Below are 10901 nucleotides of genomic sequence, written 5' to 3'. Positions count from 1 at the left end.
GGCGAGAGTCGCCGCCCGCTCTCGCCCGCGAGACAGCCCGCGAGCCCGGCCGCCCCGGCGCTCGCGAGTCCGGCGAGCACGTCGCGCCTGCCCGGCGATGGCATCGGCGGAGAGTGGCCCCGACGGTCGTATATCCGTTTCCCTCCGCGTATCAAACCCGAATCTCCGGCGCGGCGGGTTCCGGGGTTCGGTCGGCCCGCTCGCCGTCGGCGGTGGCTGCGGTCGGGTACGCGACCGGGACGGCCGTCCGTCGCGGCGTGCCGAAGAGAAAAACGGGTCGTCGGGACGCGGTCGTCGCGTCCCGCGGTACGGGTCGGAAGGTGGTCGACCGGAGCGGTCTCAGTCCCTCCGGCCGGCGAGCAGCGCGGCGCCGAGCACCGCGAGCACCGCGAGGACGACGCCGAAGCCGGGCGTCGTGGTCTCGGTCGCGCCGGCGGAACCGCCGTCGGTCGCGGTGGCCGTCGAGTCGTCGGCCGCCGCGGGCGTCGCGGTGTCGGTGTCCGCGTCCGAGTCCGAGTCGTCCGGCTGCTCGGTCGTCGTCGCGTCGCCGTCGTCGGAGGCGCTCGACACCCCGACGGCGAACGTGGTGAACCCGTCCGTCTGCGCCTCGTAGCTACCGTCGTCGAGCCGTGTCGTCTCGAGGGCGGTCCACGAGCCGTCGACGAGCCGGTAGATCACCACGTCCTCGGGCGACGCGTCGGCCGGAAGCTCCGAGACGGTGACCGAGACGTTGGCGGAGCCGATCCGGGCGTCGTTGAACCCGACGCTCTCGGCTCGGAAGTACGCCACGGGCGTCGCGTCCGCGAGCGCGGGCGCGTCGCCGGCGGAGGCGGTCGGCGTGTCCACCTCGATCCGGAAGTCGGAGGTGGCGAATCGGGTGTCGAGTCCGAGCGACGTGACGGAGATACCGGCGCCCGAGACGTTCATCTCGGCGTCGAGCGGCGAGTCGGAGAGGACCTCCGTGACGGAGACCGTCACGCCCGAGTTGACGTCGACCACTCTGTAACGGCTGGTCGACTGGGCCGCGTCACCGCCACTGCCGCCGCCGCTACCGCTGTTGTCGTCGTCGCTGTCGTCGCTGTCGTCACCGTCGTCACCGTCGTCGTCACCGCCCGAGTCGTCCCCACCGGAGTCGCTACCGTCGTCGGAGTCGTCGCTCGACTCGTTCGTCACGGTCGCCGAGTCGGTGACGGCGCTGCCGTCGACCGTGTACGGGCCGTCGGCGGAGCCGTTCGAGGAGACGAAGTCGTACGTCTCGTTCCCGTTCGTGTCGAGGTGCGGCATCGCGATCAGCGTCCGGCCGTCCTCGACCGTCGCGTTCTCGCTGAAGTTCGCGCCGTTGACGCCCTCGTAGAGCGTGACGTTCACGTCCTCGTGGACGCCCGCCGGGAGGTACGCGGAGACGCCGACCACGGGACCGACGTCACCGTCGGTCTCGTTGTGGATGGCGACGAACCCGCCGTCGGGCACCGTCACCGAGGCGACCGAGACGGTCGTCCCGTTCGGCGGCTGGTCGTCGAAGGTGACGGCCGGTTCGGAGTCGTCGGCCGACTCGACGGTCAGGTTAGTCGTCACCCACTCCTGGTAGGAGTAGATGCCGTGCTCGTACGTTCCGGTCTCGAAGTCGTCGGTCGGCACGTCGAGCGACACCGTCCGACTCTCGTCGGGCGCGAGCCTCACCGGCTGGCTGACGCCGACCGGTTCGAGCGTGCCGTTGTTGTTGAGGTCGATCTTGTACTGGATCCGCTGCCACCCCTCCTCGCTACCCAGGTTCGTGACCGTCGCGTTCAGCGTGATGGTCTCGCCCTGTGTGGCGTTGGTGGGGACGGTCGCGTTCGTCACCGAGTAGTACACCGCTTTCGTGACGGTGAGTTGGGCCGTCGCGTTGTCGTCGTCGGTGTAGACGCCGTGAGTGTACGTCCCGGGACGGACGCCGCCCGTCCACACGGTGAAGCTGACGGTCGCGTTCGCACCGGGGTCGAGCGACACCCACTCGTTGCGGGTGACGGTCTCGTTCGTCTCGTTCACGTCGAATCGGTACTGGACGCGCTGGGTGTCACGCGAGTCGCCCGTGTTGGTCACCGTCGCGTTGACGGTGATGGGGTTACCGCCCGTGGCGTTCGCGGGAGCGCTCAGTTCCGAGACGGCGAAGCCCGACACGTCGGTGTCGTTACCCTCGCCACCGTCGTCGTCGGCCGCCTCGACGGTCAGGGTGGTCGTCGCGCTGTCGTTGTCGGTGTACACGCCGTGGGTGTACGTCCCGGGTTCGACGCCGTCCGTGGGCACCTCGAAGCCGACCGTCTCGTTCGCGCCGGCGTCGAGCGACACCGACTCGTTGAGACCGATCGCCTCGGGCGTGCCGTCGTCGTTCAGGTCGATCCGGAACTCGACGGTCTGGCTCCCGTTCGTCTCGCCCGCGTTGGTGACGTTCGCGGTCACCGTCACGGCGTCACCGACCGTCGCGTTTTCGGGGGCGCTCAGGTCCGACACGGAGAAGTTCGCCGCCCCCGTCTCGTTGCCCTCGCTGTCGTTGGCCGTCTGTACGTCGTTGCCCGTGGAGTTGCCGCGGACGAGTACGGCCTCCCCCGAGTTGTTCTCGATCGTGTTCCGCGCGATCAGGTTGTTGTCGGAGTCGACGAGGTCGACACCGTCCTCGCCGTTCTCGACGATCGTGTTCTCGACGATGTCGTTGTCGTCGGTCGAGGAGAGCCGAACCCCGTCGTCTCCGGCCGCCCGGATCTCGTTCGAAGCGAGTTCGTTGTTCGACCCGCCCAGGATCCGCACGTTGCCCCGATTACTCTCGAGGATCTGGTTGTCCATCACCACGGTGTCGTTCGCGTGGTAGAGGTGGACCCCGCGAGCGTTGTTCACGATCTCGTTGCCGATCACGCGGTTAGCGTTCGCGCCCGCGTCCGGATCCGGATCGCGGTAGGAGCTGTTCAGGTCGTTGTTGACCGAGACCCCATCGCTGTTGGAGCCGCGGATCACGTTGTCGCGAACCGTGTTGTTCGCGCTGAACTGGGTGAGTTCGATCCCGTCGCCGTCAAGGGCGATCTGGCCGTTGTCGATCAGGCGGTTGTTCTCGACCACGTTGTCGGTGCTCGACTGGCGGAGGGTCAGCCCGTCGCCGCCGTTCGTCGCGGACGTGACCGACTCGAACGTGTTGCCGGTCGACTGGCTGGCGACGATCACGCCGTGTCGGGTGTTCCGCCGCGACTCGACGTTCCGGACCGTGTTGTCGTCGCTCGAGAACAGCCCGAGACCCGCGACGAGTTCCTTGGTCGTCGCTCCGCCGACCTCGACCCCGTTGTCGTTCGTCGTCACGTTCTCGACGACGGAGTTCGTCGTGTCCTCCAGTTCGATACCGAACTGGCTGTTGAGGGTGGCGTTGACGCCGGTGATCCGACCGTCGGTGGCGGTGCGGTACTGGAGCCCCGCCTCCCAGTTGGTCACGACGACGTTCTCGACGGTCACGTTCGACGCGTTGTCGACGCGGAGGCCGACCGGCAGCGACTCGTCGTAGTCGACGCTACCGTTGAGCGTCTCGGTTCCGTCGATGGTGTGGCCCTCCCCGTAGAAGGCCACGTCGTCGGCTCGGATCTCGATACAGACGTCGGCGCTACTGTTCCGGATGTCTTGCGTCAGTGCGTACGCACCGGGAGAGGTGATGGTGGTACACGAGTCTACCTCGGTCGCCTGCGGCGGCGCCGCTGCCGTGGCGACGCCCCCCACCCCCGAGACGAGGAGGGCGAGTACGACACCGACGCAGAGGAGCTGCGATCTTGAAGGAGGATTCACAATGCAGCTACACATCCCTCCATGAGCCATATGAGTATTCTGGTCCTAATTGACATGTTACCGTTTGGGTAAACTTGCTTACCCGGATGATAGGGAGTACATAATCAGTAGTGGATGTTTAACGAACGGTCCCGCCCGGACACCGGGAACTATCGCGGTTACCTTCGATAGTAGGCTATCTATCACCCGACTCGTGTGATCGACGTGTAGCCGGCCGCCGCCGGTCGGAGCGCTACGGCGCGAGCGCATCGGTCGAGTAATATAAATTTCTTGTCGATACTCGTCGGGAGCCGGCTGAGAGGGCGGTCCGGGTCACGAAGGCGACCGCACACCTTAACCGCGGGCGCGAGAACACACGCACGACCGAAATGGCGACGTACCACATCGAGACCTACGGCTGCACGTCCAACCAGGGTGAGAGCCGCGAGATCGAGCGACGGCTCCGCGACGCCGGCCACCGCCCGGCGGACGGGCCGGCCGGGGCGGACGTGGCCATCCTCAACACCTGCACCGTCGTCGAGAAGACGGAGCGGAACATGCTCCGTCGCGCCGAGGAGTTGGCCGAGGAGACGGCCGACCTGATCGTGACGGGCTGTATGGCGCTCGCACAGGGCGAGCAGTTCCGCGACGCCGGCGTCGACGCGCGCGTCCTCCACTGGGAGGAGGTGCCGTCGGCGGTGCTCAACGGCGAGTGCCCCACGCCCGCCTCGGACACCGAACCGATCCTCGACGGCGAGGTGGGGATCCTCCCCATCGCGCGGGGGTGTATGAGCAACTGCTCGTACTGCATCACGAAACACGCGACCGGCCGGATCGACTCGCCGCCCGTCGAGGAGAACGTCGAGAAGGCGCGCGCGCTCGTCCACGCGGGTGCGAGCGAGATCCGCGTGACCGGTCAGGACACCGGCGTCTACGGGTGGGACACGGGCGAACGGAAGCTGCCGGAGCTGCTCGACCGGATCTGTTCCATCGACGGCGAGTTCCGCGTCCGCGTCGGGATGGCGAACCCCGGCGGCGTCCACGGCATCCGCGAGGAGTTGGCCGCGGTGTTCGCCGACAACGAGAAGCTGTACAACTTCATCCACCTGCCGGTCCAGTCGGGCAGCGACGACGTGCTCGACGAGATGCGCCGCCAGCACCGCGTGGGGAAGTTCCGCGAGACCGTCGAGACGTTCGACGCGGCGCTCGACGAGTGGACGCTCTCGACCGACTTCATCGTCGGCTTCCCCACCGAGACGGACGCCGACCACGAACTGTCGATGGAGCTCCTCGCGGAGGTGCGCCCCGAGAAGGTGAACGTCACGCGCTTCTCGAAGCGGCCGAACACCGACGCCGCCGGGATGAAGGGGCTGGGCGGAACCGTCAAGAAGGAGCGCTCGAAGGCGATGAGCGAGCTGAAACGCGAGATCGTCGGCGAGGCGTACGAGTCGATGGTCGGGTCGACCCGCGAGGTGCTGGTCGTCGAGGAGGGGACGGGCGACTCCGTCAAGTGCCGCGACGGCGCCTACCGCCAGATCATCGTCCGGGAGGCGTCCGAGCGGGGCGTCGAACCCGGCGACGTTCTCACCGTCGAGGTGACCGGCCAGAACACCATGTACGCGTTCGGCGACCCGGTCGAGACGGAACCCGCCGGGCGGTCGGAGCCGCCGGCCGCGCGGTAGGACCGGCCTTCGGCGCGTCCACGGGACGTGTCACTGTCCGGCCGGGCCGCCGGGTTCGTCACCGGGGGCGACGCCACCCCCACTACGACCGGGTGAACGGGAACGCACCGGTGGTCGCACCCTCGTGGGTCCGCGCCGAGGCGCAGGTCCGACTCCCTACCTCGGGTACGTCCGCCTCCTCCCGATGAAGAAGGCCCGACCTTCGGCCCATCCTCCCCGTCGAAGGCCGGGCGTGCGCGGGCGTCCGCGCCGCACAACGACGGCGTATGGTCGGGGTAGAAGCGTTCTACGGCGCGAAACGTTGTTCGTGGTTCATATGCCCCGAGGCCGAGGTGACGCGCATGGACCACAGCCGTGGAACCGCCGACTCCCTCGATTCGGTGCGCACCGAGCGGACGCTCAGGGACGTGCTCCGAGAGGTGGCCGTCGACGCCCTCGTCCCGGCGGGGTGGCGGGTGGGGACCGAGGTGGTCACGTTCGGCGACGAACCCCTCGCGGACGGCGTGACGCTGTGTCACCCCGACCGGCCGCGCGACCTGCTGGTCACCCCGGCCGGAGCCGACGCGGCGACGGCGCTCGCGGTGTACGAACGCGACCGCTCCGCCGGCCGCCGGACGGCCGTCGCGAGCGTCCCCCCGGGCGACGACGACCGCGCGACGCTCGAAGACGCGCTGTCGGCCGCCGGGCGCGCCGCGGCCCGGATCGACGGGCGCGAGGCGAGTCCGGTCGACGTGACGGACCGCGACCCGACGGACAGCCTCCGGACGCGCGTCGGAAACGCCCTCAAGCGGGTCCACCTCTACTGAGCCAGGCGGGCCCTCCCGGTCCGGTCGGAACGCCGCAACGCCGGGACGCCACGACGGCGAGCGGGAACCCGGGTCGGGTCGCTCCCGCGGTCACTCCGTGAACGGGACGCCGGGGGCGTCGTCGACCTTCCACTCGCCGAGTTCCTTCGGGTCGACGTGGACGAACACGTCGTCGACCGCGGGGATCGACCGGACCGACTCGACCACCTCCGTCTCGATGGCGTGCGCGCGGTTGAGCGACATCTCGCCTTCCACCTCGATGTGGAGGCTCACGTCCACCTCCGGGCCGACGTAGTGGGCGATCACGTCGTGTGCGCCCCGCACCTCGGGGTGGTCGAGCGCGCGCCGGAGGATCTCCTCGCGGAGGTCGTCGGGCGGGGCGGCGCCGACGAGGTAGCCCACGTTGTCGCGGACGATCTCGTACCCCGTATAGAGGATCCCCACGCCGACGACGACCGCCGCCAGCGGGTCGAGCGTCGGGTAGCCCGCGGCCGCGCCGACCACGCCGACGAGCGCTGCAACCGCCGTGAGCACGTCGTTCCGGTTGTCCTTCGCGGTCGCCACCAGCGCCGGCGAGTCGCGGCGGCGGCCGGCGCGGAGACAGTAGCGGTAGAGGAGTAGTTTGGCCGCCGCGGAACCGACGAGGACGCCCACCGCGAGCGCGCTCCCGCCGCCGGCCGACGGGGCGGGCGAGAGGAGGCTCCGGACCGCGCTGTAGAGGACGCCCCCGGCGGCGAGGAACACGCCCGCGGCGACGAACAGCGAGACGAACGGCTCGATCCGCTCGTGACCGTGCGGATGCTCGAAGTCCGGCGGCTGGGTGGTCAAGTAGAGTCCGGCGACGACGACCAGCGAGTACGCCGAGTCCGACAGCGAGTTGACCGCCTCCGACCCGACGGCGAGGCTTCCGGTCGCGTACCACACCCCTGCCTTGGCGGCCGCGAGACACACGTTCACGGCGAACACGAGGAGGCCGACGCGCCGGAGCGCCGTCCGTCGGTCCACGCCCATACCTCGACGTCGCCGTGGGGGGGCAAATGCGTGTCGTGTCGCTCTCGGAGCGCCCCGTCCTCAGGAGCTCTGACCGCGGGACGCGAACTGGTTGATCGCGGGGACGAGCAGCCAGAACGTGAACGCGCCCAGCAGCGCGGTCCAGAAGAACACGTCGCCGAGGAAGATGCCGATCGCGTCGAACAGCGTCTCCGGGTCCGGCGGCGCCGCGATGAGTTGCCGCGGGCTCTCGAACGACTCGGTCCGGTACCAGCCCGCGAGCACGAGCCAGCCCAGCCCCGCTCCGGTGAACAGCCCGAGACCTTTGACGAACTCGTCAGCCATTGTGCGATCGTTCGCCGTCGTCGTCTTGAGCGTTTCCGTTTCCCGCTCGGTCCCCCGCGCCGCCCATCCCCTCCGCGCGGAACCGCGTCCCGAGTACGTACACGCCGGCGCCGACGAGGATGCACGCCAGCCCGCAGACCGCGAACACCCCCGTGAGTACCCCCGACGGCGTCGGAAACCCGACGGCGGCCAACAGCGCGACGAGGACGCTCCGCAGGGTCGACACCTGCAGCGTCGCCGCGTCGAGCAGTACGAACCCGACGACGACGCCGACTACCGCGATCAGCGTCGAGAACACCGTCACGGTCTTGTACAGCCGCATCGGCACCACCACCTCCCGACCGCCCCCCGCACCGCCCCCGCCGGCGGGGTCGCGGTCGGAGGGGGGCGCGTCGGCGGTGGCGGCGTCCGCGTCGGCCGTGCGGTCGCGCGCGTCGTCGCTCATACGGGGGCCACGGGCCGGACGTACAACTGTCCTGCGAACCGGGGGCGTCCGGCCCGAAGTCGGGGGCGGGCGACAGCCGGCGCTGGCTGGACGGGCGGCGTCGGAGAACGGCGAAGCGGTGGAAGAGGACCGGGGCCGAAGACGAAGAGGCGAGCCGGGAACCGTTCCGGCGCTCTACTGCTCTACTTCGGCGGGCGTAGCCGGTAGTACCGCCGGTTGAGGTCGTACATGTACCCCTCGCGCATCGTCTTCAGCACCGCGTACGTGAGACAGCCGGTCACGAACGGTGCGAAGAACGTCAGGTCGAACAGGAGATGGACGTCCATCGGCATGAGGTTCTTGACCGACAGCACCGAGATGGTGAACGCGAACGTGACGCCGGCGACGCCGACCGCCGCCCAGAACGGCTGTTCGACCGGGCGGCGCGCGCTCCCCTTGTTGAGGAACGGCACGATCGCGATGAACCCGACGATGACCCCGTTGGCGAGCACGCCGTACGTGCGGTCGGACATCAGCTTCGCCCCGCCGAGGATCGACAGCTCGGGGTTGAGCGGGCCGAGCTTCAGCAGACCGAACGACCAGTAGAGGTACCAGTCGGGCAGGATGATGCCCGGCGTCACGTTGGTGTTCGCGGGGTTCGCGATGTGCGGCGGCAGCGTCGCCGACAGGAAGAGGATCATCCCGACGAAGAAGCTGGTGATCGCGAGGTTGCGCACGATCTCGTGGGGCCACGTCGGGAACGCGAGCACGTCGCGTTCGACGTAGTCCGACTCCCGTCGGAGGTCCTCGTCCTCACGCCGCGCGCGTTCGAAATACTCGTACGTCAGCCGGGAGAGCCCCTGGGTGCGCTCCTTCCGCTGGCGCCACGTCGGGGTCTCGTCGTCCGGCGCGACGATGCCTGTTCCGCCTCCGCCGTCGGTTTTCGGCTCTTGGGTGTCGTCTTCGGTCATGGTTGTGGTCTCAGTGGGGTTCCGCGATGCCCTGCACCCAGACGATGCCGATGTGGATCGCGATCAGCGTCGTCACCACGAACGGCAGCAGGAACACGTGCAGGATGTACATCCGCATCAGCGTCGACTGGCTCAACGAGAAGCCGCCGAAGATGAGTTGGGCGACCCACTCGCCGACGAGCGGGATCGAGAGGCTCATCTCGACGCCGATCTGACCCGCCCAGTAGCTCAGCTGGTCCCACGGGAGCAGGTAGCCGGTGTACCCGAACACCATCGTCAGCGAGATGAGGACGATGCCGAGCAGCCAGTTGAGTTCGCGGGGCTCCTTGTACGCGCCCGTGAAGTAGACGCGGAGCATGTGGAGGAACACCGCCGCGGTCATCACCTGCGCCGACCACCGGTGGATGGAGCGCAGCATGTACCCGAACTGGAGGTCCTGCATGATGAACGCGATCTGCTGGTACGCGACCGACTGCTCGCCGGCCGCCGCGGCCCCGATGGCGGGGCTGTAGTAGAACCCGAGTAACGCCCCCGAGATGGCGGCGACCACGTACGCGAGGGTGCTGAAGAACCCGAGCGTGTACAGCGGATACCAGTACCAGAACTTGTTGTCCAGGTCGTACTGTTCGGTGTGGCTCTTCGGCATCTGGAGGTTGACGCGGTAGTAGAGCGTCTCCAGCAGCTCCAGGTAGTCGACGATCCGGAGCCGCTTGTCCATCCAGATGAGCGAGACCAGGAAGCTCCGCTCCAGCGGGCTGAGGTCCTTCTCCTTGAGCCAGCGTTCGTGGTCGTGTTCGTCGGCTTTCTGTAGGCTCATTGGTTAGCGCTTGTAGTAGGGGTAGACCGCACGTTTGACCTGTTCCCACGCGTCGCCACCCATCTCGGTCCCCTCCACCTGGTCTTCGCGGATGTAGAGGTCCTCCCACTTCCGGCGGCGCTTCTTCACGATGACGACGTCCGGGAGGAACTCCTTGCGGTACAGCGCGAGGATGAACGCCAGGTCGATAAAGACCACCGCGAGGATGCCGCCGAGGAACATGTTCCCGTCCGGGGTCACCCCCCAACCGCTGACCAGCCCGTACGTGAACATGAACACGAACAGCACCTCGATGACCGTGAGGATCACGATCGCGATGGCCGCCGCCGTGCTCTCGCGGGCCGGTTCGTACCGGTTGATGTCGCCGTAGGTGGAGCCGCTACTCGACATTACCGCGACCTCCCGGTGCCGGTGTTGGGCGACTCACCGTACTTCAGCACGTAGAAGCTGAAGATGACGGTGAGGACGATGCCCAGAATCGTCGCCGACCCGACCCAGTGGGCCTGGATCGGGGCGCCGATCTCGTGGAGGTCCTGCTCGCCCGCGCCGCCCGGCGTGGGCGTCGACTCCACCACCTCGATGACCCCGACCATACCAAGCGCCTCGTGGGGGACGCAATGGTACTCGTAGGTTCCGAGCGTGTCGAACGTGTGGCTGTAGGTGAACCCCTCGTTCTGGATGGGCGGGTGACCCTCCCACCCCGCACCGTCGGGCTGGTTGTCGACGACGATGTTGTGGTTGTCGGACTCCCAGACGAACTGGACGGTCGTCCCGGGGGTGATGTACAGCGGTTCCTCGGTCCCGGGGGTGTAGACGTAGTCACCGTTCGGCCCGACGGCGACGGTGACCGTTCCGCCCCCGCCGCCGCCACCCGTTCCCGTCCCGGTGCCCGTCGCGTTGCCCGTCCCGGTGGCGTTGCCGGTGCCGGTTCCCGCCGTGCCGGTGCCGGTCGCGGTGCCGGTCGCCGTCCCGGTCCCCTCCTGGGCGGCTGCCGTGCTGGCACCCGCCCCGAGGACGGCGGTCGCGCCACCGGCATTTCGTATAAACTCCCGCCTCTTCATCGGTGCTAGTTCGTGGGGTATCGTCGCG

The 10901-nt window shown here is 68.5% G+C and carries 10 protein-coding genes; 2 read left to right on the top strand and 8 right to left on the bottom strand.

Going from position 1 to position 10901, the window contains the following annotated elements; genetic code table 11:
• Positions 1 to 339 precede the first annotated feature (339 nt).
• Positions 340 to 3813 (bottom strand): DUF7282 domain-containing protein, encoded by a 3474-nt coding sequence (locus tag K933_RS09670; protein WP_161631416.1) that lies wholly within the window; start codon positions 3811 to 3813, stop codon positions 340 to 342.
• Positions 3814 to 4166: 353 nt separating this feature from the next.
• On the opposite strand from K933_RS09670, the gene K933_RS09665 reads away from it, so the two are divergent.
• A complete protein-coding gene (locus K933_RS09665; RefSeq protein ID WP_023394546.1) occupies positions 4167 to 5459 on the top strand; it encodes a tRNA (N(6)-L-threonylcarbamoyladenosine(37)-C(2))-methylthiotransferase in 1293 nt (430 codons plus the stop codon).
• 341 nt (positions 5460 to 5800) lie between these two features.
• Complete coding sequence (locus K933_RS09660; RefSeq protein WP_049947747.1) at positions 5801 to 6265, top strand: hypothetical protein; 465 nt, start codon at positions 5801 to 5803, stop codon at positions 6263 to 6265.
• Between the two features lie 90 nt (positions 6266 to 6355).
• On the opposite strand, the gene K933_RS09655 is transcribed toward K933_RS09660, so the two are convergent.
• From K933_RS09655 to K933_RS09625, 7 genes are all read right to left on the bottom strand, one after another.
• Positions 6356 to 7270: a cation diffusion facilitator family transporter gene (locus K933_RS09655; protein ID WP_049947758.1), complete on the bottom strand. Its 915-nt coding sequence runs from the start codon at positions 7268 to 7270 to the stop codon at positions 6356 to 6358.
• Between the two features lie 66 nt (positions 7271 to 7336).
• Positions 7337 to 7600 carry a DUF7314 family protein gene (locus K933_RS09650; protein ID WP_023394543.1) on the bottom strand — a complete coding sequence of 88 codons (264 nt, stop codon included), beginning with the start codon at positions 7598 to 7600 and terminating at the stop codon, positions 7337 to 7339.
• Complete coding sequence (locus K933_RS09645; RefSeq protein WP_023394542.1) at positions 7593 to 8045, bottom strand: DUF7315 family membrane protein; 453 nt, start codon at positions 8043 to 8045, stop codon at positions 7593 to 7595. The genes K933_RS09650 and K933_RS09645 overlap by 8 nt, the downstream gene beginning before the upstream one ends.
• 182 nt (positions 8046 to 8227) lie before the next feature.
• Entirely contained in the window at positions 8228 to 8995 is a 768-nt protein-coding gene (locus K933_RS09640; RefSeq protein ID WP_023394541.1) for a cytochrome bc complex cytochrome b subunit, read from the bottom strand.
• Positions 8996 to 9005: 10 nt separating this feature from the next.
• The gene (locus tag K933_RS09635) at positions 9006 to 9812 is read right to left on the bottom strand and encodes a cytochrome b (RefSeq protein ID WP_023394540.1); all 807 of its coding nucleotides are present in this window, start codon (positions 9810 to 9812) and stop codon (positions 9006 to 9008) included.
• Between the two features lie 3 nt (positions 9813 to 9815).
• Positions 9816 to 10202 carry a DUF7318 family protein gene (locus tag K933_RS09630; protein WP_023394539.1) on the bottom strand — a complete coding sequence of 129 codons (387 nt, stop codon included), beginning with the start codon at positions 10200 to 10202 and terminating at the stop codon, positions 9816 to 9818.
• Positions 10202 to 10873 carry a plastocyanin/azurin family copper-binding protein gene (locus tag K933_RS09625; protein ID WP_023394538.1) on the bottom strand — a complete coding sequence of 224 codons (672 nt, stop codon included), beginning with the start codon at positions 10871 to 10873 and terminating at the stop codon, positions 10202 to 10204. The genes K933_RS09630 and K933_RS09625 overlap by 1 nt, the downstream gene beginning before the upstream one ends.
• Positions 10874 to 10901 lie beyond the last annotated feature (28 nt).

It is taken from the genome of Candidatus Halobonum tyrrellensis G22, from assembly GCF_000495475.1.
GTDB lineage: Archaea > Halobacteriota > Halobacteria > Halobacteriales > Haloferacaceae > Halobonum > Halobonum tyrrellense.
Note: the sequence above shows the minus strand (reverse complement) of the source record. Positions and strands in the feature narration are given on the sequence as shown.

Excerpts from the sequence above, each read along its gene's own strand:
- K933_RS09670 (WP_161631416.1), bottom strand. The coding sequence starts at position 3,813 with ATGTGTAGCTGCATTGTGAATCCTCCTTCAAGATCGCAGCTCCTCTGC.
- K933_RS09665 (WP_023394546.1), top strand. The coding sequence starts at position 4,167 with ATGGCGACGTACCACATCGAGACCTACGGCTGCACGTCCAACCAGGGT.
- K933_RS09660 (WP_049947747.1), top strand. The coding sequence starts at position 5,801 with ATGGACCACAGCCGTGGAACCGCCGACTCCCTCGATTCGGTGCGCACC.
- K933_RS09650 (WP_023394543.1), bottom strand. The coding sequence starts at position 7,600 with ATGGCTGACGAGTTCGTCAAAGGTCTCGGGCTGTTCACCGGAGCGGGG.
- K933_RS09645 (WP_023394542.1), bottom strand. The coding sequence starts at position 8,045 with ATGAGCGACGACGCGCGCGACCGCACGGCCGACGCGGACGCCGCCACC.
- K933_RS09640 (WP_023394541.1), bottom strand. The coding sequence starts at position 8,995 with ATGACCGAAGACGACACCCAAGAGCCGAAAACCGACGGCGGAGGCGGA.
- K933_RS09635 (WP_023394540.1), bottom strand. The coding sequence starts at position 9,812 with ATGAGCCTACAGAAAGCCGACGAACACGACCACGAACGCTGGCTCAAG.
- K933_RS09630 (WP_023394539.1), bottom strand. The coding sequence starts at position 10,202 with ATGTCGAGTAGCGGCTCCACCTACGGCGACATCAACCGGTACGAACCG.
- K933_RS09625 (WP_023394538.1), bottom strand. The coding sequence starts at position 10,873 with ATGAAGAGGCGGGAGTTTATACGAAATGCCGGTGGCGCGACCGCCGTC.